Below are 25,436 nucleotides of genomic sequence, written 5' to 3' on the forward strand. Positions count from 1 at the left end.
ATGGCTCTACTCCATCCTAAATTTGAGCGCTTGATAGGCTTATCAAGCGCGCCCTGCAAGCATATGACGTCTAGGGCATCGCCCAACTGTCATCCCGCCATATAGCCCTACCAAGGCTCGGATTGATGTAGATCTCTTGGTTCAAGCGCAACAATCCCTTTTCCTCAACCAATGTAGGCGCATCGGAGAAGAGAGAAACACCAAGCCCTGCCCGTGTCTTGGTGCCTTCGGGAGAGAGCTGCAGCCAATCCAGCAATGTTGGATAGACATCAAACATAGCGCCCTGTTTGTCGATGATCTGTCCGTTTGTATCAACGTCGATCATCATAACCGTATTTGCACGCGCCTCAATCGGAAGCAGCTTTTTGAAGCGTTCATCATGCGCCAAATGGTCTGATAGAATAACAATTTTGAGCGGGCGTGAGCCCTGCTGCGTTTTGATATCATTCAAGAAACCGACGACCTGCTCGCCGAAACACACCAAAACAGACGCGACATCACGCGTTTGTTGCGCAATGCCGTCCTTCATACACTCACGCGATGCGTAGGCTATGTCGCCATGAGTTGTAATCGTTTCTACAAATAGTCCAAAGGGCTCAGCTGAATCCAGCAAACCAGCGTGCCGGTTTAGCGCCTCCTCAAACAGCAATTGGTCATCAAGCACCCAATTGATATTCGCCACCTTCAAAAGATCCTCAGAATAGGTCTGCTGAAAGTGCTTGAGGCCGAGTTGCTGATCAAACCCATGTTGCTTCAAAAACGTGCCATAGCCCGCAAACTTCATGTCTCCGCCCATGATGAATTCGAGCTCATAACCAGCAGCTTTCATCACATCTCCCAAACAGCGATGTGCACCCAGGTAATCTTCAACGCCATGAAAGTTGTTTCTGGCCCTGAAGCCGTTAGGCACCAACGGAATGCCACACTGACTGGCCACAATACCAGCCATACTCCACCCTGTGGCCTCTGCCTGCCGAACCGCCGTAAAGTTGAGAGCGTCCTCTTTCATCTCCGCGAGCGGTTTCAAGGCGTCCCCAAAGAACTCCTCCTCAAAGTACACCTCATCAAGCCCTTCAAGATACAAGACCAAAAGATCAGCCTCCGGCACCCTACCGTTCCAAGCGGGTGCTAGCGTCAAGCGCTCGGCCAAATCACTCTCGTTTTGGGGTCCTACCGTTGCTGTAAGGGCAAATATCGCCAGAGGATGCGTCAAGAGCAGCACAGCTATCACGGCAATGTACGGCCCAACATGCCTATTGAGCACGGTACTGAGCGCCCAAGTCGCAAGAATGATCCAAACCAAGGCAAGACCCGCAGTCAAAATCTCATTGTGCAGTTCCTCAAAGCCGGCGCCTGCCATCCCAAACTCAAGGTGAAACAGGAAAGCCATCATGTCCACACCACCAAAGCCCTGTGCAATGACGATAAATGGAAAGCTGAGCGCACTTACCAAAACCAACACCCACACTGCCTTACGTGGCCTCTTCCAAACACGGCGACCGCCCCAAAAGATCAAAGCCACAAACAAAATAGCTCCCGCAATGCCGAATTTATCCGGCGGAATCCACGGGAAGACAGCTACGATCAGCGAGACGATCAGCAAACCAAGAGCAAGGCCGCCTGTGAGTAAATGCTTCAAAGTTTCACCTCCATAGAAAGGTTGAGCCCCTCGGTGTGAGGCAATATTGAATTGATACTGCTGCAAAATGTGTTACTGGGCAATCGAAAGAAACATCATCGAAGGCAACGCCCCATGAGCCGCATTGACGCCAAATTCGCAGCCCTCAACTCAGATAGCAAGAAAGCTTTCGTGGCCTACATTATGGCGGGTGATCCTGATGAAGCGCGCTGCTTTGACGTGATGAAGGGTCTGCCAGAGGCTGGCGTTGATATCATCGAACTTGGCTTGCCTTTCACCGATCCGATGGCCGATGGCGAGACAATCCAGCTTGCAGGCCAGCGTGCGCTTGAGGCTGGCATGACGCTCAACAAAACCCTCGCGATGGCACGTGCCTTTCGTGAAAACGACACAACAACCCCGATTGTATTGATGGGCTACTACAACCCAATCTATTCACACGGTGTCGAAGCCTTCTTGAAAGATGCAAAAGACGCAGGCATTGACGGGCTCATCGTCGTCGACCTGCCCCCTGAAGAAGATTCAGAGCTTTGCATTCCTGCGCAGGCGGCGGGCCTTAACTTTATCCGCCTCGCCACGCCCACAACCGACGACACCCGCTTGCCCAAAGTGCTACAGAACACATCAGGCTTCGTCTATTATGTCTCGATCACAGGGATCACTGGCGCGGCTGAAGCACAGGCCACAAATGTTGGCCCTGAAGTTGCACGCATCAAATCCCAAACAGATCTGCCGATCATTGTGGGCTTTGGCATCAAGACACCCGAACAATCTGAAGCCATCGCCAGCGTGGCCGACGGGGCCGTGGTTGGCTCCGCCATTGTTGAGCGGATCGCACGGGGCGATAGCGCCACAGACGTTTTGGCTTTTGTCAAAACACTCGCCGATGGCGCCCACCGCGCCTGAGCGCGGGGGTTATCGCGCGACAGCCAAAAAAGAGCCAATCACGCGGACAAGCTCGGCTCGACCGACCGGCTTGGCAATATGCGCGTCCAGTCCGGCTTCCAGATAGTCGTTCACTTGGTGAGACATGGCATTGGCAGTCAAAGCCACAATCGGAATACGCGCCTCATCACTTTCGGCAGCCTCCTCACGGATACGCAGCGCAGCGGCGATCCCGCCCATCACAGGCATATTGATATCCATCAAAATAAAGTCCGGCTGGGCCCGCCGCCAAAGATCAACCGCCTGCGCACCGTCTTCGGCCTCAAGCACAGTAACTTCATAGCGCTTCAAAAAATGCGTCACCACCTTACGGTTCACGGCACTGTCATCGACCACAAGGATGGTCCAATCCTTGGCGCGCAAAAGCGCTTCCGCGCTCTCCAGATCGGCACAGTTTGCCCGCGCTTCGGGCGGCTCCGCCACAGCGAACCGCACCTGAAAGTTTGCAACAGTGCCGCAGCCCGGCTCACTTTCCAAAGAAATTCGGCCGTCCATCATCTCGCAAATACTGCGGCTGATCGTCAGGCCAAGGCCACTGCCACCAAACAAATGGGCAATCTTGGGATCGGCCTGTGCAAACGGGGTAAACAGGCGCTGCTTGGCGTAATCACTTATGCCAATGCCTGTGTCCTCGACCTGCACATCAAGCCGCAACACCCCGCCTCCCTCATCCACAACATGCGCCTTGAGAAAAACAGACCCGTCTGAAGTGAACTTGATGGCATTGGACAGTACATTGCCAAACACCTGCCTTAGCCTGAACTCGTCCCCCAAGATCCAGCGCTGACAACTCTTTTCAGCATCAAAGATAAGCGTGAGACCTTTCGCAGCGGCGCTCAATCCATGATGGTGCTTCAAACTTTTCAGAACACTCGGCAGATAAAAAGCCTTCTGGTTCAGCTCTAGCTGCCCTGCCTCTATTTTACTGATGTCCAGAATGTCGTTGACCACCGTGCGCAAGATACAGCCCGACTCTTTCATCGCCTCGACAAGATCGCGCTGCTCATGGCTCAGCCGCGTGCTGTCCAATGCGCTCATCATCCCAAGAACGCCATGCAAAGGCGTTCTGATTTCATGGCTCATCGAGGCGAGAAAACTGGACTTTGCATCGCTGGCAGCCTCTGCCCGTGAACGCGCCTCGGCTGCCGCCTCCGCCTCGGCGGTGCGTTCGCGCACCGCAATCTCGAGCGCAGCGGCTTGCTCTTTCAGGCGCACATTGGCCTCGTAGAGCTCACGGCTCTTTGCCTCCAAAAGCTGCTCCGCTGTCAAGCGGGCCGTGCGCTCGCGCTCATAGCGGCGGCGCGCGACAGGACGATCTGGGGAGACATCCATGAGGTGCTGCTCCGCTCTCAAGCCGCGTCCAGACTGATGTTGAACACAACCTGTGTCGCCTCATTGTGGGACTGGTCATCGATCGTAATCTGCCCTGCCTCCCCATAGTGGGCCAAACAGGATTCGATCAAACCGTGGCAAAAAGACTGCAAGGGGCGCGCTGAAATATAAGTCATGGTCATCTCGGTCTGCGACAAGCGTTTTGTTTCAAATCTTGGCAGCTCCGCATCGGGGTAGAGTTTTCTCACCTCGACGTGAACTTCCTGATCTATCGACTCCAGCATATCAAAAGCGCTGTGCTTCTCGGAGAAAAACTGTCCGAAATTTTCTACAAAATGATCGAACATCCAATGCCCAAACTGCTCTTGCAATGCACTTGCAGGGGCATTCATTTTCTCACTCAGCCCGCCAACAATAGCCACGAGCTCTGAACAGCTGTAGCTGCCAACGACGCTGTAGGCCCCGCCGCTTTCAAGCTCCAAGCCGTCCAACACCCCGTCCACCAAGTCTTCATTACTGGCCTTTTCTGCCATTTTCAGAAGCTCGACAAATATAAGACCCTTCATGGCACTCTCCTTGTTTGGCTATGGCCTACGGTATGAAAGTAAAACCAAGCTTAAACCTGCGCCAAAATGCGTTGCGTAAAGAAGTGAAAATTGGTAATCATTTCTAACCAATTTTAGAAGAAAAGAGCCGTTTATGCCCGTGATCACGAATATTGGCGACCTCAAGCGCATCCACGAACGCCGCACGCCACGTATGTTTTTTGACTATTGTGAAAGCGGCAGCTGGAGCGAGCAGACCTTCCGCGAGAACACGTCAGACTTCGAAAAAATATATCTGCGTCAACGTGTTGCCATTGATATGGCAGGTCGAACGACCCGGACCAAAATGATTGGCCAGGATGTTTCCATGCCCGTGGCACTGGCCCCTGTTGGCCTCACAGGCATGCAAAACGCCGATGGCGAGATCAAGGCCGCCAAGGCTGCCGAAAAGTTCGGTGTGCCCTACACGCTTTCGACCATGTCGATCTGCTCAATCGAAGATGTGGCCGAAAATACCGAAAAGCCCTTCTGGATGCAGGTCTACACGCTGAAAGACGACGACTTCATGCAGCGCCTCTTTGACCGTGCCAAAGCCGCCAAATGCGCCGCTGCCGTGATCACTGTTGATTTGCAGCTTCTGGGCCAGCGCCACAAAGATCTGAAGAATGGTCTCTCCGCCCCGCCCAAGCTGACCGCCAAGTCGGTCGCCAATATGATGACAAAAGTGCCTTGGGGCCTTGAGATGCTGGGCACAAAGCGCCGCTTTTTTGGCAATATCGTTGGCCATGCAAAGGGCGTAGAAGATGCAAGCTCCCTCACCACCTGGACAGCCGAGGCCTTTGACCAATCGCTGGATTGGGACCGCATCCGCGCATTCCGCAAAATGTGGGATGGCCCTCTGATCATCAAAGGTATCATGGATGCCCGCGACGCGCTTGAAGCCCTCAACGTGGGCGCTGACGCCATCGTGGTCTCAAACCATGGTGGCCGCCAGCTCGACGGTGCGCTCAGCTCGATCCGTGCGCTCCCCGCCATCCTGGATGCAGTCGGTGACAAGATCGAAGTTCACATCGACAGCGGCATCCGCTCTGGTCAGGATGTGCTCAAAGCGATGGCGATGGGCGCAAAAGGAACCTACATAGGCCGCGCCTATGTCTATGGCCTTGGCGCAATGGGCGAAGCAGGCGTCACCAAAGCCCTCGAAGTCATCCACAAAGAGCTCGACACCTCCATGGCCCTCTGCGGCAAACGCGACATCACCGAAGTTGATCGCGATATCCTCATGATTCCCAAGGATTTTGCCGGTAATTGGCAGAGCTAAGGTAGAAGCGTGCCCTGCCCTTGCGGGGCACGCCTCCTCCACGGCCACAGATCAAAAAGGCAATTGCACTTTGCCATGGCCTCTCTAAACTCGAGAGCGAAACACGAGGCAAACGGTGCAGATTTTCTTCAAACAAAACATTGCGATGCTGGCCGTGCCCAAAACAGGGACAACCGCTCTTGAAAGCGCATTGCGCAGCAAGGCCGACATCCAGTTCAAAGGGCGGCGCAAACATATGTCTGCCGCGGCCTTTGATACCTATTGCGCCCCGTTCCTGAAGAAAGCCTATGGCCTCACCCCCGAGCGCGTCGCCGTGATGCGCGACCCGCTGGATCACCTGCGCAGTTGGTACAAATACCGCACACGCGATGCGCTCTTGGGCAACAAGAAATCCAGCGCAGGCATGACCTTTGAGGCCTTTGTCCAAGACGCGCTACGCGATCCACGCCTGCCCCACGTCAATGTTGGCACGCAACACAAGTTTCTCACACAAAAAAACGGCACCCTGCCCCTGCACCACATTTTCGCTTACGAAGATATGCCGCTGCTGCTTGGCTTCCTCTCAGAGAGGTTCGGCCGCGAAATCACCCTACCCAAGGCCAATGCTTCGCCACAGATCGAAGCCACAATCAGCCCCGAGACCGAGGCACGCTTCAAGACCCTGCGCACCGAAGATTACGCGCTTTATGAGCGCCTGCGCGCTGCGGGCGGGCACCTACAGCTCGAATACAGCTGAAAACAGGCCCAAAGCTCTTGCCAACATGGCATAACTGGGCTATCGCGCAGCCTTCACGCGGGGATACAGCCTTGGAGGATTCCCGCCCTAACTTATGGAGTATTCATTATGGCTGGACAGATCCCAGATCTTCACGCCGAGGCACGCACGGGGACAGGCAAGGGCGCCGCTCGTCAGGCACGCCGCGACGGCATGGTTCCCGGAATCGTTTATGGTGGCGAAGCAGAACCGCTGCCCATCAACATTCCCTTCAACAAGCTTCTCAAGAAGCTTAAAGAAGGCCGCTTCCTCTCAACCCTTTTCAACCTCAAAGTTGAAGGTCAGGAAGACGTGCGCGTGATCTGCCGCAGCGTCCAGCGCGACGTTGTCAAAGACTTGCCAACACACATCGACCTGCTGCGCCTGCGCCGCACATCGAAAATCGCTCTCTTCATCAACGTGAACTTCATCAACGAAGAAGAAGCTCCCGGGATCAAGAAAGGTGGCGTTCTGACAGTTGTACGCCCCGAAGTTGAGCTCGAAGTGACAGCTGGCGACATTCCTGAAAGCATCACAGTTGATCTGACAGGTCTGAATGTTGGCGACATCGTTCACATCTCAGATGTGACGCTTCCAGAAGGTGCCAAGCCAACAGTTGACCGTGACTTTGTCATCGCCAACATCTCTGCACCGTCAAGCCTGCGTTCAGCAGACGATGGCGAAGAAGCAGACGAAGGCGAAGCCGAAGCCGGCGAAGCAGAGGCATAAGCCTTTCACGCATCAAATTGAAAAAGCCCGCCTCATTCGGCGGGCTTTTTTATGTGCAACGGCTAGACCCGCCTGAGCGCCAGCAATGTGCCCCGTGACGCAACGGGATCATAGGTCAGCCCCGAGCGCGACAGCATATCCACAATCTCCTTGATCACTTGAGTGCTCTCATATTGCTTGGGGTGCAGCTCGATCACCACATGCTTCACACAGCGGGGCCATTTCCGAGAAAAGAGATATTGCTCCGCCCCCTCAATATCCATGATTACAAAATTCGGGCGCAGCTCGGCCAGCAGCGCATCAATGCGCAAGGCAGGGACTTCGACAACAGTGTCACCATCGTCCTCTGCCTGCGCGATCCGCGAGGCCCAGAACTGGCGCGCGCGTGTGAAGGCCAGTGTGGCCCCCTCATAGTCCTGCCCCACAACCGCCCCATGGCGCAGATCAATCTCTCCAGCTCCGTTGCGCGCGTAGTTCGCCCGGATGATCTCCAGCATATCAGGGTTGGCCTCAACAGAGGTGACATTGCCTGCGCCCGCGATCCGGGCCGCCAGCGCACCAATATAGCCAAGCCCCGCCCCCAGCTCGAGCACCCTCTGCCCCGCCTTGACACGCAGCTGAACAGCGCGCGCCTCGCTGCCCTCATACTCACCAGACAGAAGCTTGCCACGGATCTTATCCGTCAGCTGCGCTGACGGGCAGCCAAGCGTCACACCCTGTAAATCAAAACACTCCATACCACACTCCGCCTCTTTGGTTGAAACTTAGGGCGTGCTTGCCTAAACCACAATGGACAGCAGCTTGAGGATCTCCCATGCAACTCTTCGTCGGCCTCGGCAATCCGGGCGCAAAATACGCCCGCAACCGCCACAACATCGGCTTCATGGCGCTGGATGAGATCGCTGCCGCCCACGGTTTCACCCCATGGAAATCCCGCTTTCAGGCCAGCGTTGCAGAAGGGCGCTTTGGGTCGGAAAAAGTTGTGCTGATCAAGCCTGAAACCTTCATGAACCTTTCGGGCCAGTCGGTGGGCGAGGCCATGCGCTTTTACAAGCTCACCCCGGATGACATCACCGTCTTTCACGACGAGCTCGACCTTGCCCCGGGCAAGTGCCGCGTCAAGCAAGGCGGAGGCCACGCAGGCCACAACGGCCTGCGCTCGATCCATGCTCACATCGGCCCCGAATACCAACGCATTCGCCTCGGTATTGGCCACCCGGGGCACAAAGACGCCGTTGCACGCTACGTCCTCAACGACTTTGCCAAGGCCGAAGCCGGCTGGCTCGATGACCTTATCCGCGGCATCGCGGATGGCGCACCAGACCTGGCCAAAGGCGACGCATCCCGCTTCATGAACGCAGTTGCATTGCGTGTGCAGCCCCCCCGCGAAAAGCCCGCCAAAGCAAAGCCCGAGAAACCCCGCGAAGACACGCAGCCCGAACACGCCGAAGACACCCGTTCAGCGATGCAGAAGCTTATGGATAAGTTTAAATAAGCCCCATTGCCTTGCGCGCCGCCCTCATGCACCCTAGCTGACAAACAGGACGGAGGCCTCATGCGCACATTCGGAAAATGGCTAGGACGAACCCTTCTTGCCCTGCTCATACTGGCAGCAGCTCTTTGGGTCTGGAAGCGAGAAGAGATCACCCGCGTATTGGCGGTGAACGCCTTGTTTGCCGCAGACAAGATCGTTCACAACTTCTCCCATATGGACAGTATGTTCCTGTCGACACCTGTCGAAAAAGGCGATGGCCCTGTGTCCGAGCTTGTCATAGGCCAGTCCCTCACCCTGCCTGCCACTTATGAGACATGGGTCAAGGCCCGCTCCGTCACAGGAATAGTCGTATTAAAAGACGGTTTGCTGCGCCATGAAGCTTACTATCTCGGCACAGGCCCGGATGATCTGCGCATCTCTTGGTCGGTTGCAAAATCCTTCCTCGCAGCCCTCATGGGCGTCATGATTGAAAACGGCACGATCGCCTCGCTAGAAGACCCCGTGACCCAATATGCACCCGAACTGCGCGGCTCTGCCTATGACGGCGCCACCATCGAAGATGTGTTGCAAATGGAAAGCGGCGTCGCCTTCAACGAAGACTACCTCGACTTCTGGTCAGACATTAACAAAATGGGCCGCGTGCTCGCGCTTGGCCAGTCCATGGACAGCTTCGCTACAAACCTGAGCCAGAGAGCCGCCAAACCGGGCAGCGCATGGCAATATGTCTCCATCGACACCCATGTGCTCTCAATGGTCATTCGTGGCGCCACAGGAAGACCCATAGCGCCCCTGCTCTCCGAGCACATCATTGCGCCAATGGGATTTGAACACACACCCTACTATGTGACCGACGGCCACGAGACAGCCTTTGTGCTGGGGGGGCTCAACATCAGCACCCGTGACTACGCCCGCTTTGGCCAGATGATCGCACAGAACGGGCTCTGGAACGGCACACAGGTTGTTCCCGCCGCATGGATTGCCGAAAGCACCCGCCCCTCGGCAAAAACCGTGAAAGGAAATACCCAATATGGCTATCAATGGTGGATGCCAGCCGACGCCGGGCAAGGCGAATTCTTTGCACGCGGCGTCTATGGGCAGTATATTTACATCAATCAGCCCCTCGGCGTCGTCATCGCGCTGAATTCGGCTGATAAAAAATTCCGCGAGGCAGGCGTCTCTCTGACAAACACCGCCATGTTTCGCGCCATAGCAGAGGCCGCTCAATGACACCTGATCCCTCCACCAATGTTCTGGGCGGCGCCTTGGCGCAGTGCTCGACAGACCCGCTCACAGGCTACTTTCGCGATGGAGCTTGCAACACTTGCGCCGCCGACACAGGCAGCCACACAGTCTGCGCAGTCATGACAGAAGAGTTCCTCGCCTTCTCCAAATACGTTGGCAACGACCTCTCGACGCCACGACCCGAATTCGGCTTTGCAGGGCTAAAGGCAGGCGACGGCTGGTGTTTGTGCGCGGCGCGTTTTCTGCAAGCGCATGATGAGGGCTGCGCGCCCAAGGTCTCGCTGGAAGCCACACACGCCCGCGCGCTCGAGATTGTGCCGCTGCGTGTGCTGCAAGAGCATGCTTTGACTTGAGAGATGTCGAATTGCCCTTCGGGCAATCCGACCGATGCGAGAGGGGCTCTGCCCCTCTCGCGCTCTCCCCGGGATATTTAGAGCAAAAAGAAAGCGACCAAAGAGGTTAGTCTGCCACGCGGCCCTCTGTATCGGACATGTCAAACCCGAGGTGCTTGGCGACGGTGAAAATATCTTTGTCACCACGACCACACATGTTCATCACGAGGATATGGTCGCTTGGCAGCTCAGGTGCGATTTTCATGACATGAGCAAGCGCATGGCTTGGCTCAAGCGCAGGAATAATCCCCTCCAAAGCGCAGGAGAGCTGGAACGCTTCAAGCGCCTCTTTGTCTGTGATGCTCACATATTGGGCGCGGCCCGTATCATGAAGCCACGAATGCTCAGGGCCGATACCGGGGTAATCAAGCCCCGCTGAAATCGAGAAGCCTTCGAGAATCTGGCCGTCATCATCTTGCAAAAGATAGGTGCGGTTGCCGTGAAGCACGCCAGGGCGACCGCCTGTGAGGCTTGCACAATGTTCCATCTTTTCGTTCACACCTTTGCCACCGGCTTCCACGCCAATGATATTCACGCTCGGATCATCAAGGAACGGGTAGAACAGCCCCATTGCATTGGAGCCGCCGCCGATGGCTGCGATCAGCGTATCAGGCAAGCGGCCTTCGCCCTCTTGGTCTGCCAGCTGCCAGCGCACTTCTTTGCCGATAATGCTCTGAAAGTCGCGTACCATTGCAGGGTACGGGTGTGGGCCTGCGACAGTCCCGATGCAGTAGAACGTGTCGCGCACATTGGTCACCCAATCACGCAGCGCATCGTTCATCGCGTCTTTGAGCGTGCCGCGTCCGCTGGTCACAGGGATAACCTCCGCGCCCAAGAGGCGCATCCGGAAGACATTGGGCGCTTGGCGCTCGACATCGTGTTGCCCCATATAAACAACGCATTGCAGACCGAACTTTGCACAAACGGTGGCCGTGGCCACGCCATGCTGGCCAGCGCCGGTTTCGGCAATGATGCGTTTCTTGCCCATGCGACGCGCCAGCAAAATCTGGCCCAACACGTTGTTGATCTTATGCGCGCCGGTGTGGTTGAGCTCGTCGCGCTTGAGATAAATCTTCGCGCCACCCAGATGCTCCGTCAGCCGCTCGGCAAAATAGAGCGGGCTCGGACGCCCGACATAATTGGCCCAAAGATCATTCATCTCGGCCCAAAAGCTGTCGTCTGTCTTGGCTTTTTCATACTCGGCTTCAAGCTCGAGGATCAGCGGCATCAGCGTCTCTGATACAAAGCGCCCACCAAAATCACCAAAGCGGCCATTTTCGTCCGGGCCGTTCATGAAAGAGTTAAAGAGATCATCCATCTGCGTGCTCCATTCCCTGTTGCTTTTGATGTAGACTAAGCCTGCCGAAGCGTAAACACCGATCCCGCTTTTGTCGCAGGTTTACGGCACGGCGCGTTTGAAAAAGTCGACCACAAGCGCAGCCGCATCGGCGCGGGTGTCATAGCCAGCAGGCCAATCATGCCACATGCCCTCAAGCGTGATCAGCTCGGCCGCCAGCGTACCATCTTCGCGCAGATAGGTGAGGCGCTGCGCGTCAGAGTAAAAAGTTTCGCCCTCGCCGCGCACTGCGCCGTTCCACTGGGCCCAACGCCAAAGCACTTCGCCCGCCTCAGGGGCACCGCCCCAACCATCCATATCCTCGATGGCACCTTTGGGTGAGACAACATCATCTGCCGTGCCAAAGATGTGCAAAACAGGAACAGGGCTGGCAGGTTTGCAGCTTTTCCAGTCGGCACCGCTCATTGTGCCCATAACGCTTGCACCAGCCGAAAAAACGCCCTCGCTGCGGCACAAAAGAGAATAGACCATATAGCCCCCGTTTGATTCTCCTGCGACAAAGACATGGTCAGGGTCAAAGGGGTAGCGCTGCAGCAGATCGGCGACCAGCCCGCTCAGATAGCCCACATCATCCCGTCGGGAGAGATGCATATTGGCATTCCAATGGGCGCGGCCTGTCTTGTCACGCCGTGCTTGGGGGTAAACCACAGCAAAGCCGTTGGCCGCCGCAATCGCATCCATGTTGGACGTGTCGCGCAGCTCTTGCCCACTGCCATCATAGCCATGCAACATGACCAGCAAGGGCTGCAGCTCTGCCCCTTCCAGCACAGGCGGTTGAAACAGCTGGTAGTCAAACCGCTCACCACCAAAGCGAAAATGATGGGTCTCACGGTTCAAAGTATAAAACACGCCCAGCAGCACCGCCACGATCAGCCCTGCGCCTGCAAGCCAGCGTGTCGGCTTGCCCGCGGTCATCCCCGTAGCGCTTTCACAAACGCCGCGATCTTTGCCGCATCCTTCACACCGGCAGCACTTTCCACACCAGAAGAGACATCCACCTGACGCGCCCCCGTCATCCGCACGGCTTGAGCAACATTGTCGGGCGTGAGGCCACCTGCAAGCATCCAAGGCTTACGCCAGTACTTGCGGCCCGACAGCAAGCGCCAGTCAAAGGCGAGTCCGTTACCACCCGGCAAATCTGCGCCCTTGGGTGGCTTGGCATCAATCAAAAGCTGGTCGGCAACCTCCTCATAAAGCGCGATCTGCGCCATGTCAGAGGCATCTGCCACGCCCACAGCCTTCATCACAGGCAAGCCATAGCGCGCCTTGACCTCGGCCACACGCTCTGGGCTCTCGTGGCCATGCAGCTGGAGAATATCGAGCGGCACCTGCTCAACAATCGCGTCAAGCGCGGCATCTGATGCATCCACCACAAGCGCAACCTTGGCCAAGCCGACAGGCGCGTCCAAAGCCAGCGCGCGCGCAGTCTCGATGCTCACATTACGCGGAGATTTGGGGAAAAACACAAAGCCCGCATACTGAGCCCCCGCAGCGGCAACAGCGGCCACATCTTCTGGGCGTGTCAGCCCGCAGATTTTCACTCGACTATCCATATCTGCCCCTCAAAGTAAAAAGCGCGGAGCCTGAAGCCCGCGCCCTGATCAATCCGTGGCTTGCTTGGCTCAGCCGGCTTTTTCCAGCAGCGCCAAGACCTCGTCGCCTTTGTCGGCGCTCTCGCTCACACCCTTTACGCGCTTCAGCTCGCTTTCAAGCTTCTTGACTTCGCTGCGGCGGCGGCTCGCTTCGGCGCGGTGCTTGTGCTCGCGCAGCCACTCCCACACAAAGCCCATCAAGAGGCCGGCCAATATGCCGAGAAAGATCACCGCGAAAAGCGGCAGCTCTACGGCAAAGCTCAAACCTGTGGCTTGGGCCAAAGGCTCGGGCAACAAATTGAGTGTCACAAGCTTGGCGTTGGCCAAGGCCAGCGTCACAAGGCACACGGCCAAAGCAGCCAAAACAAGATACCTGATAAAGCGCATTGTTTAGTTTCCGTTCAGTCTGTCTCTCAAGAGTTTGCCCGTTTTGAAGAAAGGCACGTGCTTTTCTTCAACCTCGACAGCCTCGCCTGTGCGCGGGTTGCGCCCTGTGCGGGCATCGCGCTTCTTGACAGAAAAAGCCCCGAAGCCGCGCAGCTCGACACGGTCACCGCGTGACATGGCGTCGATGATTTCTTCAAAAATAGTATTCACAATGCGTTCTACGTCACGCTGAAAAAGGTGCGGATTGTCTTCCGCGATCTTCTGAACAAGCTCCGAGCGGATCATGCGAGTCTGTCTCCCCAGGCAGAAATTTTGTTTTTATGTTCTCTCGACTATAGAAGAAAAATTCGCATGAGGAACCTCAAAGCTTGCTCTGATCACGGAAAAACCAAAGCAAAATCAGGGGTTTTGTGGCCCATCACGGCAAGAAGCAGCCAACCGGGCGGCCGCCAAGGCCCAAACCGGTGGCCCGATGTCGCGCGCCCCTGCCCCGATTCGCCCACCTGTTGGCAAAAGAAAAGGGCCCCGCAACTTGCGCTGCGAGGCCCTCCAAAAGTCTTAAAGCCGGTCTCAGTCGTCAGTCTTGAGCGCCGCGCCGAGGATATCCCCGAGTGATGCGCCGCTGTCTGATGAGCCATACTGCTCCACAGCTTCTTTCTCTTCAGCAATTTCACGTGCCTTGATCGAGAGGCCAAGACGGCGTGTCTTGCTGTCAACATTGGTGACGCGAACGTCCACTTTGTCGCCAACCGAGAAGCGCTCTGGGCGCTGCTCTGCACGGTCACGTGACAGATCGGAGCGACGGATGAAGTTTTTCATGCCTTCATACTCGACTTCGATGCCACCATCTTCGATGGATGTGACCTCAACCGTGATGATCGAACCACGCTTCGTGCCGCCAACAGCTTCGGCAAACTTGTCGCCGCCAAGGCCTTTGATTGAGAGCGAGATACGCTCTTTCTCAACGTCAACTTCCGAAACAACGGCCTGAACCATATCGCCTTTGCGGTAGTTCTGGATCGCGTCTTCGCCGCGCTCGTCCCAAGAGATGTCTGAGAGGTGCACCATGCCGTCGATATCGCCTTCGAGACCGATGAAGAGGCCGAATTCGGTGATGTTCTTAACTTCACCTTCAACTTCTTTGCCCTCTGGGTGCGTTTCCGCAAAGACTTCCCATGGGTTGCGCTGTGTCTGCTTGAGGCCAAGCGATACGCGGCGCTTGGCACCATCGATTTCCAGAACCATAACTTCAACTTCTTGCGAAGTAGAAACGATCTTGCCTGGGTGTACGTTCTTCTTCGTCCAGGACATTTCAGAAACGTGCACAAGACCTTCAACGCCAGCTTCCAGCTCAACAAATGCGCCGTAATCCGTGATGTTTGTCACGCGGCCCATGTGAACGCTCTCAAGTGGGTACTTGGCAGCAACCAGATCCCATGGATCGTCTTGCAGCTGCTTCATGCCGAGGCTGATGCGGTGTGTCTCTTTGTTGATCTTGATAACCTGAACCTTCACAGTCTCGCCGATGGCAAGGATCTCTGATGGGTGGTTCACACGGCGCCATGCCATGTCTGTGACGTGCAGAAGACCGTCTACGCCGCCAAGGTCAACAAACGCACCGTATTCGGTGATGTTCTTGACCACACCGTCAACAGAATCGCCTTCAGCAAGGTTGCCGATAACTTCTGCGCGCTGTTCGGCACGTGATTCTTCAAGGATAGCACGGCGTGATACAACGATGTTGCCACGGCGACGGTCCATCTTGAGGATCTGGAACGGCTGCTTGAGGCCCATAAGGGGGCCAGCGTCGCGCACGGGGCGCACGTCAACTTGTGAGCCGGGCAAGAAGGCCACGGCGCCGCCGAGGTCAACTGTGAAGCCGCCTTTGACACGGCCAAAGATCGCGCCATCGACACGCTCTTCGTCTGCATATGCTTTTTCCAGACGGTCCCAAGCTTCTTCGCGGCGCGCCATCTCGCGTGAGATAACAGCTTCGCCACGGGCGTTTTCAGCCGAGCGCAGGAAGACTTCGACTTCGTCGCCAACAGCGAGTTCAGCGTCTTCACCTGGATTTGCGAATTCTTTAAGATCAACGCGGCCTTCCATTTTGTAGCCGACGTCGATGATGGCTTGGCCCGCTTCAATCGCGATTACCTTGCCTTTGACAACAGAGCCCTCTTCGGGCGTGTCCATTTCGAAGCTTTCGTTCAGAAGGGCTTCAAAGTCTTCCATAGATACAGTGCTGGCCATGTGGCGTTTCATTCCTTTTAAGTGTTTCTGGCCGTGCGGTTGTCTCCGCCGGTCTCTTGGGTTTCGGCCTGCCTGAGGCAGACACTCTCTAGTTGGTCAGACGACTCGGCAAAGACAAAACAAATAGGGCCGGATGTTTCCGACCCTGCTCATAGTGTCCTGCGGTTGATCCGCCTTGTTCGACAAGCGCGCGTATATAACGCACCCGCCCCAAGCGCAAGACCCCAGCGCAGCACGTGCAGGATGCCGCCTTTGCCCGTTGAAGCACCCCGTTGCGAATGCTACGGTTTTATCTTGCACCCCTTAATGAAGACTGTGTTGCTTTGTATACTCTCGGCCTCGCCACAATGGACAATTCCGCCGCCGCCCTCATGCACAATGGCGTGCTGCTGGCCGCGGTCGAAAACGAACGCCTCACGCGCGCCAAAAACGATGGCAGCTTTCCCTTTGAGGCCATCGACGAGGTGCTGCGCATCGCAGGTATCACAGCACAGGATATCGGGCTTGTCGCCGTCTACTGGCAGCCGTGGCGCCTGCGCGGGCGCTCTTTTGGAACATTGGCCAAAATGCTGCGCGCCCCCTCCCAGGCCGCCGCACCAGCCGCGCGCGCGCTCCAGCTCTTTCGGCGCTCAGGCGCAGAAGGTGCCGCGCCCTCAGGCTCGTGGGCCGACCTCTTCCGCCTGCGCCGCAAGCTCATAAGCCGCTACGGCAATATTCCTGCCGCCATCCGCTACTATGACCACCACCTCACCCACCAGCTCTATGCCGAAGCGATGCAAGGCTGGGACAATTGCCTCTCGCTCAGCCTTGATGGCGGTGGAGAAGATGCCTCGACCGTGCTCACAGCCGTGCAAAACGGCACCCGCACCGAGCTGTCGCGCCATCGCTGGCCCAACTCTCTGGGGCATTTCTACTCTGTTTTTACAGGCTATCTCGGCTTTCAGATGCTTGAGGGCGAGTACAAGATGATGGGCCTTGCCCCCTACGGCACGCCCGTCTGGAAAGAGGATATCCTGCGCCACATCCTGCGCTTGCGCAGCCATGGCCGCTACCAGCTCAACACGCGTCTGGCCGACTACCACGGCGCGCGCAGCGGGCGTTATCATGCGCGCCTCAAAGTGCTCTTTGGCCCGCCCCGCGCAGCGGATGAAGAGCCCACCCAAGACCACATCAATCTCGCCGCCTCTGTCCAAGCCGCCTATGAAGAGGCGCTGGCCCATGTGCTCGCCCCGGCGCGCGCAGCCTACCCCGCCCTCAGCCGCGTTGCACTCTCTGGCGGCTGCGCGCTCAACGTCACAGCCAACGGCGCGCTTCTGTCGCGGGGCCTTGTGTCTGAAGTGTCGATCCCCCCGGCCCCCCATGATGCGGGCTGTGCCATCGGCGCGTGTATTGCGGCACACCACGGCACAGCCGTAACCGCTGATAAAGCCGCACTGCGCAGCCCCTACCTTGGCGCCGCGTTTGAGGATGCCGATATCTGCGCCGCCCTTGAAGGCCACATCAAAGAGCTACCCACCCCCCTGCCTGATGCCCAGCTCGCCGAGCAAACCGCAAAACGTCTCGCCAGCGGTCAGATCATCGCATGGTTCCAAGGCGGAGCCGAGTTCGGTCCCCGCGCTCTGGGCGCGCGCAGCTTTCTCGCCGACCCACGTCAGGACAGCATCCGCGACGCCCTCAACGACAAAATCAAAAAGCGCGAGCTCTTCCGCCCCTTTGCGCCCTCCGTTACAGAAGAGGCGGCGCAAGACTATTTCACGCTGGCCCAGCCCAGCCCCTACATGAACATTGTCGCCCCCGTAACCGAGTGCCACCGCGCCGATATCCCCGCCGTCACCCACACCGACGGCTCCGCACGTGTCCACACGGTCAGCCAAGGCGCAAACCCGCTTTATCATGCGCTCCTCAGCGCCTTTGGCCGTGCAACAGGCGTGCCCGTCCTGCTCAACACGAGCTTCAACATACAGGAGCCCATCGTCTACTCACCCGCCGATGCCGTTGCCACCTTCCGCGCCAGTGGCGTCGATGCGCTGGTGATCGGCCCCTATATCATTGCGCGTGAGCAGCTCACATGAGCCGGCTTTTCCTGAGTGTTGACTTTGAAGACCTCTCCCACGATCTGGGCCGCGCCTTTGGTCTCTGGCAAACCCGCCCGCTGCGCCTGAAAGCTCTCAATCGCGCCTACCACACAATCGAGCAGTTTCTAGAGGCCCATGGCGGCGCGCGCGCCACCTTCTTCTGCACAGGCATCATCGCCGATCAGGCGCCAGAGCTCATCGCGCGCATCGCGGCCGATGGCCACGAAATCGCCTGCCACTACCACTTTCACGACCGTATCGATGAAGAGACACCCGAGGCCTTTGAAGCCAACCTGACACGCGGGCTCACAGCCCTGCGCCGCGCCTCAGGCCAGCCCGTGATCGGCTTTCGCGCGCCACAGTTCAGGATTCCACAAAACAGCCCCGCATATTACAACGTGCTGGCGCGTCACGTCACATACGACAGCTCATATCTCTGCGAGACCCCAGAGGCGGCCCGCAGCTTTGCAGCCACACTGGCCGAACCGCTCAAGCTTTTGCCCATCTTCTCGGCCCGCCCGGCACCTGTTGCGCCCAGAATGCGCCTTGGTGGCACCTATCTCAAGCTCTTCCCCCGCGCGGTCAGTGCAAGCCTCATCCGCAAAAGCACCGAGGCTGGCTTGCCGCCTCACATCTATCTGCACCCGCATGAATTTGTCGCTGATGGCAGCTTTGCCTTTTCGCTCAAAGAGCTTGCGCCGCTCGGGCGCGCCAAAGCCGCCTATTGGTACGCGCGCCAGACCCAATGGCACAAGGTCGGCAACCGCTCCTTGCACGCCAAGCTCTCAGCGCTTGCACAGCAGCACGAGCTGGGCGGCAGGCTCGATCAGAACCTCACCACCCTCGCGCTTTGAACGGCCTGTGCCGTTTGCCGTCAGGAATACCGCTCGGGGCCAATCCACTGCGCGTCAGAATACCGATCGCCATGGGCCCAGCCGACAGGCAAAACAGCCTCAATGCGCGCCAGATCTTCACTGGAAAGGTCAACCGCAGCCCCTTGCAAACAATCCTCCAGATGCGCCACCGAGCGTGTTCCGGGGATAGGGATCACATGCTCGCCCTGCGCCAGAAGCCAGGCATTTGCCAAGCCCGCAGCTGACAGCCCCATCTCGGCCGCCAGCACCCGAAAGGCTTTGGCCGCGCGCACATTGGCCTCATAATTCGGGCTCATGAACCGCGGGTTGCCGCGCAAGAAATCAAGCGTCTGCACCGCTTCAAAGCTCAGCGGCCTGTCTGTCAGCAAAGAGCGCCCCACAGGGCTAAACGCCACAAGCGCCGTGCCAAGCTCGCCACAGGCTTGCACCAGCCCCAGCTCAGGCGCACGGGTGCTCAGAGAATACTCCGACTGCACCGCCGTGACATGCGCCACTTTGGCCGCGCGGCGCAGGCTGCTTGGCGCAATTTCAGAAAAGCCAAAGCCCAGTGCCTTGCCTGTTTTCACAATCGCTGCAAGGCTCTCTGTCACCTCTTCAATCGGCACAGCCGGATCACGGCGGTGCACATAGAACAGCCCCACATGATCCACGCCCATACGTTGAAGTGATGCATCAAGTTCACTCTCCAGATGTTTGCGATCATTTCTAAAAATGCGCGCACCACTTGAATCACGCGTGATAGACGCCTTGGTCGCAATCACAAAGTCGCGCTTGGCCTCGGGGTGCTGTGCAAAGTAGCTGCCAATCGCCTCTTCCGAGCGGCCCATCCCGTAGATGTTGGAGGTATCCAGATGCGTCAGCCCAACCTCACGGCAATGGTTCAAGACCGCGTGGCTCGCGGCCTCGCTGGTCGGCCCGTAAAAGTCGGAGAAAGACATCGCGCCATAGCCGATTGCACCAATCTCGGGGCCGTGCTGTCCCAGCTTGCGCAGCTTCATGCGCGCGCCTCCTCGACGGCCGCAATCGCGGCCGCAACAGCCGCCTCAATGCTCAGCTCTGACGTGTCAATCCTGACAGCATCCTCTGCCGCCACCATGGGCGCTTCCGCGCGGCCTGCATCACGTGCATCGCGCTCTTTCACATCGGCCAAAACCGTTTCAAAGCTGGTGTCGTCACCACGGGCCTCAAGCTCTGCAAAGCGCCGTTGTGCGCGCACCTCTGCACTGGCCGTCACAAAGAGCTTGGCCTCCGCATCAGGGCAAATCACCGTGCCAATATCGCGCCCGTCCAGAACAGCGCCGCCGGCCCGCCGCGCAAAGGCGCGTTGAAAGTCGACCAAAGCTGCACGCACCTCACCAATGACAGCCACCCGGCTGGCCGCCTGCGCCACATCGGCGGTGCGCAAGCCCGGCTCCTCCAAATCTTCGGCAGTGAGCGTCTCGGCGGCTTCAAGCGGGTCTACCCCGGCCAGAACCTTGGCACCGACCGCGCGGTAAAGCAGCCCGGTGTCCAAATGCGCAAAGCCAAAGTGAGCGGCAACCGCCTTTGAAATTGTGCCTTTTCCCGCGGCCGCAGGCCCGTCAATCGCAATCGCAAAACTCACAGCTACACCCGTTCTATTGTTGCACCAAGCCCGCCCATCAAGCTCTCGAAAATAGGGAACGACGTCGCAATCGGCCCCCCGTCATCCACCTGCATGGGCGTCTCGCTCGCCATCCCCAGAATAAGGAAGGACATCGCGATGCGGTGGTCCAAACGGCTCTCAACGGTCACACCGCCCGGCACATTGCCATGGCCACGGCCCTCAACGGCCCACCAGTCCTCGCCCTCATCGACAGTCACACCCGCCGCGCGCAGCCCCTTGGCCATCGCGTCAATACGGTCGCTCTCCTTCACACGCAGCTCTTTCACGCCGCGCATCTCGGTGCGCCCCTCTGCAAAGGCCGCAACGACCGAGAGCACAGGGTATTCATCAATCATGCTCGCGGCCCGCGCTGGCGGAACCTCGATCCCCTTGAGGTTGGGCGAGAATTTTGCGCGCAAATCAGCCACAGGCTCGCCGCCCTCTTCGCGCAGGTTTTCATACGTCAGCTCCGCGCCCATCTCGATCAGCGTGGTAAACAGCCCCGCGCGCGTCGGGTTCAGGCCGATGTTGGGCACCAACACATCAGAGCCCTCGGTGATTATCGCGGCGCAGACAGGAAAGGCCGCAGAGCTCGGATCGCGCGGCACAGTGATGTCCTGCGCCTTCAGCTCGGGCTGGCCTTGCAAGCAGATCACACGGCCCTCGGCTGTCTCTTCTGTTTCAATCGTCGCGCCAAAGCCTGCAAGCATCCGCTCGGTGTGGTCACGGGTTGCCTCGCGCTCGATCACCTGGCTTTCGCCCCGCGCATTGAGCGCCGCCAGCAGCACCGCTGACTTCACCTGCGCACTGGGCACAGGCACAACATAGCGCACAGGGGCCGCATCCGCCGCGCCCACAATGGTCATCGGCAAACGCCCGCCGCGCCGCCCGTAGGCCCGCGCGCCAAACAGCGCCAACGGGTCAGTCACCCGCGCCATAGGCCGCCCGTTGAGCGAGGCATCTCCCGTAAAGGTCGCGCTCATATCCGTTGTGGCCATCGCCCCCATAATGAGGCGCACCCCTGTGCCGGAGTTACCGCAATCAATCACGTTTTCGGGCTCGGCAAATCCGCCCACGCCCACGCCCTGTACCCGCCAGTTGCCTTGGCCAAGGTCTTCCACCTCGGCGCCAAAGGCTTGCATGGCGCGCCCCGTATCAAGCACATCCTGACCTTCCAGAAGCCCCGTGATACGGGTCTCCCCCACAGACATAGCCCCCAGAATGAGCGCGCGATGCGAGATCGACTTGTCGCCAGGCACATGGGCCTCGCCAGAAAGGCCGGCGCTCTTGCGAGCCAGCATTGGAATTGGTGCGCCATGTGATGACATATCGGTCCCCGCAAAATTTCTCAGGGGGTTTTAAACGAGGCCGCGCCCAAGGTCTACGCCAAAGGCTCCCTCAGAACCACTGCCCGGGCTCCATCAGACCAAGGTCAAGCAGCTGGCGCGAATGCCACTCAAACGGAACCGAGTTGTGCCAGCGGAATGTCTCGATGTCATAGGTCGAGCCGGGGTTGCGCTTCAGCGCTTTGGCCGTGCGAAACGAGCAGACAGAGGCGGTCAGGTTGTTGTGCCACGGGCAGGCATATGTGTTGTATTCCTCGTCATTGAACGTGTGATCCTCTCTCAGGCGCAGGCCCGCTTTGGCGCGAAACAGCGAAACACGGTCAATCTTGCGGCGCGGCAGCGGCACATGCTCTTCATAGCGCCAGCGCAACCCGCCAAAAAAGTCGAGCTGGCGCTCTTTGGGGTGGTTGTGGTTCGCCGCATCAGGCCGCGCCAATGCATAATAGCCCGTGCGGTCAATGAAGGCGCTGTCGAGCGACACAGCATTCGGATAGCTGTCCAGATCGCCCGCATAAAGATCTACCACATAAGACAGCATCGCATCGCGCCGCTCTTCCGTGTGAAAGGCCAGCATCTCGCCCACAACGCGGGTCTCGCAAAACGGATAAAAGAGATATTCGGCGTTGTAGCAGTAAAATACCCACTGGCCCTCGGCCACATCAATCACCGCGTTCACCGCCCGTTCCAGCCCGCCATCACGGCGCACATCATAGCCCACCCGCACAATCGTGTCGGCCAAATCAGGCGCGAGCGAAAACTCTTTGGGCATAAAGCCGATCACGCGGTGAAAGCCCAGTTGCTGGTGGTGGCGCAACGTGGTGTCCAGCTCGGTCTCGTCTTCGGCAAAAACAAGCGCAAGCGGCCCCTTGGCCAAGAAACCCGCGCCCCCCTTTATGAAGACCTCAAGATCGGAAAAGGTAATCTGCATACTCATAAACCCGTTTTTGTCGCAGAATCGGTTAATTCATCGTGCATTGCAAGTGGGCAGCATTTTCGCTAGTCAGCGGCAAAACCCGCGCACTCAGGAAACATGCTCATGACCAGCCCCAAAAAGCTCTTCATCAAGACCTATGGTTGCCAGATGAATGTCTATGATTCCGAGCGTATGGCCGAGTCCCTGAAGGGCTATGAGCAAACAGATACGCCCGACAACGCGGATATGATCCTGCTCAACACGTGCCACATCCGCGAGAAGGCCGCCGAGAAAGTCTACTCCGAGCTGGGCCGCTACAAAGACCTCAAGACAGCCAACCCTGACCTGAAGATCGGCGTGGCAGGCTGCGTGGCCCAAGCCGAAGGCGCCGAGATCATGCGCCGCCAGCCCATGGTTGACCTTGTCGTTGGCCCGCAAAGCTACCACCGCCTGCCCGAGCTGGAAGCCAAGACGCGCACGGGCGAAAAGGCGCTCGACACCGACTTTCCCATCGATGACAAATTCGAGCACCTCGCCGCCCGTCCCAAGGCTGCGCGCGGCCCCACCGCCTTTCTCACCGTGCAAGAAGGCTGCGACAAGTTCTGCGCGTTTTGTGTTGTGCCCTACACACGCGGCGCAGAAGTCTCCCGCCCTGTAGATCGTATTTTGACAGAGGCCCGCGACCTTGTAGAGCGCGGCGTGCGCGAGATCACCCTCTTGGGGCAGAACGTCAACGCCTACCACGGCTTCGGCGCTGACGGCGAAGAGTCCACCCTCGCCAAGCTCATCTGGCAGCTTGATAAAATCGACGGGCTGGAGCGCATCCGCTTCACAACAAGCCACCCCAACGACATGACCGACGAGCTGATCGAAGCCCACGGCACCTGCGACAAGCTCATGCCATATCTGCACCTGCCCGTGCAGTCAGGCTCCGACAAGATCCTCAAGCGCATGAACCGCAGCCACACCCGCGACAGCTACATGAAGCTGATCGAGCGCATCCGCGCAGCCCGCCCCGACATCCTCATCTCGGGCGACTTCATTGTCGGCTTCCCCGAAGAAACCGACCAAGACCACGCCGATACGCTCGATATCATCCGCGCGGTCAACTTTGGCCAAGGCTTCTCGTTCAAATACTCCCCGCGCCCCGGCACACCCGCCGCCGAGCGCCCCGAGGTTGACGCCGCCGTGGCCGATGCCCGCCTGCAAGAGCTGCAAGCACTCATCGCGCATCAGCAAAAGGTGATCCAGGACACGATGGTGGGCCGCGAACTTGACGTGCTATTTGAAAAGCCCGGAAAATTTGAGGGCCAGATGATGGGCAAGACAGGCTACCTGCACGCCGTGCACGTGAAAAACTGCGACCTGCCCCGTGGCGCCATGGCCCGCGTGCGCATTGTCGAAAGCGTGCGCAACTCGCTGGCAGGCGAACTTGTTAACACATGATTCTCACTTTGCGCTTAAGCTGGGCCAACAGACCAGGCTGAGAGCCGCAAAACAGGGTATCTATTGCTAGAATTGCGCTTTTCGTACAATTTGCCACAAGATATTGTTATTTCTGCGCTTCACAAGCCTCACAATCTTGATAAACTACAACTGTAATAAGTGTCAGACCCATGGCTGCCAAACCATTTTTTCGGGTCTGACCGGGGGTAAGTAACAATTAAGGGACTTTGGCTGTGGCGAATTTGATTTCCAAATCAGTAACAAGCCTTGCCGCCTTTGCATTGGGCGCGGTCATGACCGTGAGCGCCGCAGAAGCACAGCAAGGAACACGCACCGTAACAGGTGAGCGATACGCACCGACAATCTGGGTTGACCCCGATGGATGCGAACACTGGGTGATGGACGACGGCTTTGAAGGCTACATGTCCCCCCACACAACCCGTCAGGGTATTCCGGTCTGCCACCGTGGCAATGTTTGCGGCGTGATGAACTCCGATCAGTTCTTCTCGACCAACAGCCACAACATCAGCGCCTCGGGCCGCGAGAGCCTTGCAGAGTTCTTCCGCAGCGCCAGAGCCACATCCTTCATCATCGCAGGTCACACCGACAGCCGCGCCTCTGATGAATACAACATGAAGCTCAGCTACAACCGCGCCAATGCCGTTGCTGCTGTGGCCAAATCAACAGGCGCCCGCATCGCAGATGTGCGCGGCTACGGGGAGCGTATGCCCGTTGCCTCAAACAAAACGGCAGGTGGTATGAAGCAAAACCGCCGCGTCGAAATCATTTGCGTTCGCTGATAGGGAGCCGGATCATGCTTAAAGTAAAAATCGCAGCGCTCCTGGCCAGCGCACTTCTCGTTTCAGGCTGTGGCGAAGCCGCGGTCGCGGCCCTGTCAGGCGAAGGTGGCCAAGGCCGCGTGAACACAGACAAAACATTCGACTACGGCCAAGGCGCCGAAGAAGAGCACCTGTCCAACCTCGTTGCAGGCATCTGGGTTGATCCGAACGGCTGTGACCACTGGATCATCGATGATGGCATCGAAGGGTACCTCAGCCAGCGTCTTGACCCATACGGCAAGCCCGTCTGCTCAGGCATCGCGCCGCCCAACACGGCCATTGGCCCGTATAAAGGCGACCAAACAATCACTGATCCGCTCTAAACGGGTGGCAATTGT

Annotated in this window: 26 protein-coding genes; 12 read left to right on the forward strand and 14 right to left on the reverse strand. The window is 58.0% G+C overall.

The window, feature by feature from the left end; genetic code table 11:
* Nucleotides 1-70: 70 nt before the first annotated feature.
* A complete protein-coding gene (locus ACTG3X_RS01440) occupies nt 71-1,639 on the reverse strand; it encodes a sulfatase-like hydrolase/transferase (protein ID WP_439109445.1) in 1,569 nt (522 codons plus the stop codon).
* 114 nt (nt 1,640-1,753) lie between these two features.
* Between ACTG3X_RS01440 and trpA the strand changes: the two genes are divergently transcribed.
* Nucleotides 1,754-2,545, forward strand: coding sequence for a tryptophan synthase subunit alpha (gene trpA / locus ACTG3X_RS01445; protein ID WP_439109446.1), 792 nt, complete (start codon nt 1,754-1,756; stop codon nt 2,543-2,545).
* Between the two features lie 9 nt (nt 2,546-2,554).
* Here trpA and ACTG3X_RS01450 read toward each other — a convergent pair whose 3' ends face one another.
* Entirely contained in the window at nt 2,555-3,916 is a 1,362-nt protein-coding gene (locus ACTG3X_RS01450) for a response regulator (protein WP_439109447.1), read from the reverse strand.
* A gap of 17 nt (nt 3,917-3,933) precedes the next feature.
* A complete protein-coding gene (locus ACTG3X_RS01455; protein ID WP_439109448.1) occupies nt 3,934-4,482 on the reverse strand; it encodes a heme NO-binding domain-containing protein in 549 nt (182 codons plus the stop codon).
* Nucleotides 4,483-4,615: 133 nt separating this feature from the next.
* On the opposite strand from ACTG3X_RS01455, the gene ACTG3X_RS01460 reads away from it, so the two are divergent.
* The 3 genes from ACTG3X_RS01460 (at nt 4,616) to ACTG3X_RS01470 (ending at nt 7,265) form a co-directional block, all read left to right on the forward strand.
* A complete protein-coding gene (locus tag ACTG3X_RS01460) occupies nt 4,616-5,782 on the forward strand; it encodes an alpha-hydroxy acid oxidase (RefSeq protein ID WP_439109449.1) in 1,167 nt (388 codons plus the stop codon).
* Between the two features lie 115 nt (nt 5,783-5,897).
* Nucleotides 5,898-6,518 (forward strand): hypothetical protein, encoded by a 621-nt coding sequence (locus tag ACTG3X_RS01465; RefSeq protein WP_439109450.1) that lies wholly within the window; start codon nt 5,898-5,900, stop codon nt 6,516-6,518.
* 108 nt (nt 6,519-6,626) lie between these two features.
* On the forward strand, nt 6,627-7,265 hold the full coding sequence (locus ACTG3X_RS01470) for a 50S ribosomal protein L25/general stress protein Ctc (protein ID WP_439109451.1): 639 nt from the start codon (nt 6,627-6,629) through the stop codon (nt 7,263-7,265).
* Between the two features lie 62 nt (nt 7,266-7,327).
* On the opposite strand, the gene ACTG3X_RS01475 is transcribed toward ACTG3X_RS01470, so the two are convergent.
* A complete protein-coding gene (locus ACTG3X_RS01475) occupies nt 7,328-8,002 on the reverse strand; it encodes an FkbM family methyltransferase (RefSeq protein ID WP_439109452.1) in 675 nt (224 codons plus the stop codon).
* 77 nt (nt 8,003-8,079) lie between these two features.
* Between ACTG3X_RS01475 and pth the strand changes: the two genes are divergently transcribed.
* The 3 genes from pth to ACTG3X_RS01490 are packed head-to-tail and all read left to right on the forward strand — an operon-like array spanning nt 8,080 to nt 10,355.
* A complete protein-coding gene (gene pth / locus ACTG3X_RS01480) occupies nt 8,080-8,760 on the forward strand; it encodes an aminoacyl-tRNA hydrolase (RefSeq protein ID WP_439109453.1) in 681 nt (226 codons plus the stop codon).
* A 60-nt stretch (nt 8,761-8,820) separates the two neighbouring features.
* Nucleotides 8,821-9,987, forward strand: a complete 1,167-nt coding sequence (locus tag ACTG3X_RS01485; protein WP_439109454.1) for a serine hydrolase domain-containing protein — start codon at nt 8,821-8,823, stop codon at nt 9,985-9,987.
* Nucleotides 9,984-10,355, forward strand: a complete 372-nt coding sequence (locus ACTG3X_RS01490) for a DUF2237 family protein (RefSeq protein WP_439109455.1) — start codon at nt 9,984-9,986, stop codon at nt 10,353-10,355. Before ACTG3X_RS01485 ends, ACTG3X_RS01490 begins: the two co-directional genes overlap by 4 nt.
* 106 nt (nt 10,356-10,461) lie before the next feature.
* Here the strand turns inward: ACTG3X_RS01490 and trpB are convergent, their stop codons facing one another.
* From trpB to rpsA, 6 genes are all read right to left on the reverse strand, one after another.
* The gene (gene trpB / locus ACTG3X_RS01495; RefSeq protein WP_439109456.1) at nt 10,462-11,712 is read right to left on the reverse strand and encodes a tryptophan synthase subunit beta; all 1,251 of its coding nucleotides are present in this window, start codon (nt 11,710-11,712) and stop codon (nt 10,462-10,464) included.
* Between the two features lie 81 nt (nt 11,713-11,793).
* Nucleotides 11,794-12,666 (reverse strand): alpha/beta hydrolase family esterase, encoded by an 873-nt coding sequence (locus ACTG3X_RS01500; protein WP_439109457.1) that lies wholly within the window; start codon nt 12,664-12,666, stop codon nt 11,794-11,796.
* Nucleotides 12,663-13,304, reverse strand: a complete 642-nt coding sequence (locus tag ACTG3X_RS01505; RefSeq protein WP_439109458.1) for a phosphoribosylanthranilate isomerase — start codon at nt 13,302-13,304, stop codon at nt 12,663-12,665. Before ACTG3X_RS01505 ends, ACTG3X_RS01500 begins: the two co-directional genes overlap by 4 nt.
* Nucleotides 13,305-13,373: 69 nt before the next feature.
* The gene (locus tag ACTG3X_RS01510) at nt 13,374-13,730 is read right to left on the reverse strand and encodes a LapA family protein (protein ID WP_439109459.1); all 357 of its coding nucleotides are present in this window, start codon (nt 13,728-13,730) and stop codon (nt 13,374-13,376) included.
* A 3-nt stretch (nt 13,731-13,733) separates the two neighbouring features.
* Nucleotides 13,734-14,015, reverse strand: a complete 282-nt coding sequence (ihfB, locus tag ACTG3X_RS01515) for an integration host factor subunit beta (RefSeq protein WP_439109460.1) — start codon at nt 14,013-14,015, stop codon at nt 13,734-13,736.
* Between the two features lie 285 nt (nt 14,016-14,300).
* Nucleotides 14,301-15,992, reverse strand: a complete 1,692-nt coding sequence (gene rpsA / locus ACTG3X_RS01520) for a 30S ribosomal protein S1 (protein WP_439109461.1) — start codon at nt 15,990-15,992, stop codon at nt 14,301-14,303.
* A 266-nt stretch (nt 15,993-16,258) separates the two neighbouring features.
* Here rpsA and ACTG3X_RS01525 point away from each other — a divergent pair, with 266 nt between their 5' ends.
* Both ACTG3X_RS01525 and ACTG3X_RS01530 read left to right on the forward strand, forming a co-directional pair.
* Nucleotides 16,259-18,052, forward strand: a complete 1,794-nt coding sequence (locus ACTG3X_RS01525; protein WP_439109462.1) for a carbamoyltransferase family protein — start codon at nt 16,259-16,261, stop codon at nt 18,050-18,052.
* Nucleotides 18,049-18,909, forward strand: coding sequence for a polysaccharide deacetylase family protein (locus ACTG3X_RS01530; RefSeq protein WP_439109463.1), 861 nt, complete (start codon nt 18,049-18,051; stop codon nt 18,907-18,909). The genes ACTG3X_RS01525 and ACTG3X_RS01530 overlap by 4 nt, the downstream gene beginning before the upstream one ends.
* Nucleotides 18,910-18,929: 20 nt before the next feature.
* Here ACTG3X_RS01530 and ACTG3X_RS01535 read toward each other — a convergent pair whose 3' ends face one another.
* From ACTG3X_RS01535 to ACTG3X_RS01550, 4 genes are all read right to left on the reverse strand, one after another.
* Nucleotides 18,930-19,928: an aldo/keto reductase gene (locus tag ACTG3X_RS01535; protein WP_439109464.1), complete on the reverse strand. Its 999-nt coding sequence runs from the start codon at nt 19,926-19,928 to the stop codon at nt 18,930-18,932.
* Nucleotides 19,925-20,533: a (d)CMP kinase gene (locus tag ACTG3X_RS01540; protein WP_439109465.1), complete on the reverse strand. Its 609-nt coding sequence runs from the start codon at nt 20,531-20,533 to the stop codon at nt 19,925-19,927. Before ACTG3X_RS01540 ends, ACTG3X_RS01535 begins: the two co-directional genes overlap by 4 nt.
* Before the next feature lie 2 nt (nt 20,534-20,535).
* A complete protein-coding gene (gene aroA, locus ACTG3X_RS01545; RefSeq protein WP_439109466.1) occupies nt 20,536-21,882 on the reverse strand; it encodes a 3-phosphoshikimate 1-carboxyvinyltransferase in 1,347 nt (448 codons plus the stop codon).
* 70 nt (nt 21,883-21,952) lie between these two features.
* Nucleotides 21,953-22,834, reverse strand: coding sequence for a hypothetical protein (locus tag ACTG3X_RS01550; protein ID WP_439109467.1), 882 nt, complete (start codon nt 22,832-22,834; stop codon nt 21,953-21,955).
* 102 nt (nt 22,835-22,936) lie between these two features.
* Here ACTG3X_RS01550 and miaB point away from each other — a divergent pair, with 102 nt between their 5' ends.
* The 3 genes from miaB (at nt 22,937) to ACTG3X_RS01565 (ending at nt 25,421) form a co-directional block, all read left to right on the forward strand.
* A complete protein-coding gene (gene miaB / locus ACTG3X_RS01555; RefSeq protein WP_439109468.1) occupies nt 22,937-24,259 on the forward strand; it encodes a tRNA (N6-isopentenyl adenosine(37)-C2)-methylthiotransferase MiaB in 1,323 nt (440 codons plus the stop codon).
* Between the two features lie 293 nt (nt 24,260-24,552).
* Complete coding sequence (locus tag ACTG3X_RS01560) at nt 24,553-25,059, forward strand: OmpA family protein (protein ID WP_439109675.1); 507 nt, start codon at nt 24,553-24,555, stop codon at nt 25,057-25,059.
* A 14-nt stretch (nt 25,060-25,073) separates the two neighbouring features.
* Nucleotides 25,074-25,421: a hypothetical protein gene (locus tag ACTG3X_RS01565; protein ID WP_439109470.1), complete on the forward strand. Its 348-nt coding sequence runs from the start codon at nt 25,074-25,076 to the stop codon at nt 25,419-25,421.
* Nucleotides 25,422-25,436: the final 15 nt, after the last annotated feature.

Source organism: Lentibacter sp. (assembly GCF_965658795.1).
Taxonomy (GTDB): domain Bacteria; phylum Pseudomonadota; class Alphaproteobacteria; order Rhodobacterales; family Rhodobacteraceae; genus Lentibacter.

What these genes read in the sequence shown, in the direction of transcription:
- trpA (WP_439109446.1), top strand. Translation starts at nt 1,754, where the DNA reads ATGAGCCGCATTGACGCCAAATTCGCAGCCCTCAACTCAGATAGCAAG.
- ACTG3X_RS01450 (WP_439109447.1), bottom strand. Translation starts at nt 3,916, where the DNA reads ATGGATGTCTCCCCAGATCGTCCTGTCGCGCGCCGCCGCTATGAGCGC.
- ACTG3X_RS01455 (WP_439109448.1), bottom strand. Translation starts at nt 4,482, where the DNA reads ATGAAGGGTCTTATATTTGTCGAGCTTCTGAAAATGGCAGAAAAGGCC.
- ACTG3X_RS01460 (WP_439109449.1), top strand. Translation starts at nt 4,616, where the DNA reads ATGCCCGTGATCACGAATATTGGCGACCTCAAGCGCATCCACGAACGC.
- ACTG3X_RS01470 (WP_439109451.1), top strand. Translation starts at nt 6,627, where the DNA reads ATGGCTGGACAGATCCCAGATCTTCACGCCGAGGCACGCACGGGGACA.
- ACTG3X_RS01475 (WP_439109452.1), bottom strand. Translation starts at nt 8,002, where the DNA reads ATGGAGTGTTTTGATTTACAGGGTGTGACGCTTGGCTGCCCGTCAGCG.
- pth (WP_439109453.1), top strand. Translation starts at nt 8,080, where the DNA reads ATGCAACTCTTCGTCGGCCTCGGCAATCCGGGCGCAAAATACGCCCGC.
- ACTG3X_RS01485 (WP_439109454.1), top strand. Translation starts at nt 8,821, where the DNA reads ATGCGCACATTCGGAAAATGGCTAGGACGAACCCTTCTTGCCCTGCTC.
- ACTG3X_RS01490 (WP_439109455.1), top strand. Translation starts at nt 9,984, where the DNA reads ATGACACCTGATCCCTCCACCAATGTTCTGGGCGGCGCCTTGGCGCAG.
- trpB (WP_439109456.1), bottom strand. Translation starts at nt 11,712, where the DNA reads ATGGATGATCTCTTTAACTCTTTCATGAACGGCCCGGACGAAAATGGC.
- ACTG3X_RS01500 (WP_439109457.1), bottom strand. Translation starts at nt 12,666, where the DNA reads ATGACCGCGGGCAAGCCGACACGCTGGCTTGCAGGCGCAGGGCTGATC.
- ACTG3X_RS01505 (WP_439109458.1), bottom strand. Translation starts at nt 13,304, where the DNA reads ATGGATAGTCGAGTGAAAATCTGCGGGCTGACACGCCCAGAAGATGTG.
- ACTG3X_RS01510 (WP_439109459.1), bottom strand. Translation starts at nt 13,730, where the DNA reads ATGCGCTTTATCAGGTATCTTGTTTTGGCTGCTTTGGCCGTGTGCCTT.
- ihfB (WP_439109460.1), bottom strand. Translation starts at nt 14,015, where the DNA reads ATGATCCGCTCGGAGCTTGTTCAGAAGATCGCGGAAGACAATCCGCAC.
- rpsA (WP_439109461.1), bottom strand. Translation starts at nt 15,992, where the DNA reads ATGAAACGCCACATGGCCAGCACTGTATCTATGGAAGACTTTGAAGCC.
- ACTG3X_RS01525 (WP_439109462.1), top strand. Translation starts at nt 16,259, where the DNA reads ATGCTACGGTTTTATCTTGCACCCCTTAATGAAGACTGTGTTGCTTTG.
- ACTG3X_RS01530 (WP_439109463.1), top strand. Translation starts at nt 18,049, where the DNA reads ATGAGCCGGCTTTTCCTGAGTGTTGACTTTGAAGACCTCTCCCACGAT.
- ACTG3X_RS01535 (WP_439109464.1), bottom strand. Translation starts at nt 19,928, where the DNA reads ATGAAGCTGCGCAAGCTGGGACAGCACGGCCCCGAGATTGGTGCAATC.
- aroA (WP_439109466.1), bottom strand. Translation starts at nt 21,882, where the DNA reads ATGTCATCACATGGCGCACCAATTCCAATGCTGGCTCGCAAGAGCGCC.
- ACTG3X_RS01550 (WP_439109467.1), bottom strand. Translation starts at nt 22,834, where the DNA reads ATGAGTATGCAGATTACCTTTTCCGATCTTGAGGTCTTCATAAAGGGG.
- miaB (WP_439109468.1), top strand. Translation starts at nt 22,937, where the DNA reads ATGACCAGCCCCAAAAAGCTCTTCATCAAGACCTATGGTTGCCAGATG.
- ACTG3X_RS01560 (WP_439109675.1), top strand. Translation starts at nt 24,553, where the DNA reads ATGACCGTGAGCGCCGCAGAAGCACAGCAAGGAACACGCACCGTAACA.
- ACTG3X_RS01565 (WP_439109470.1), top strand. Translation starts at nt 25,074, where the DNA reads ATGCTTAAAGTAAAAATCGCAGCGCTCCTGGCCAGCGCACTTCTCGTT.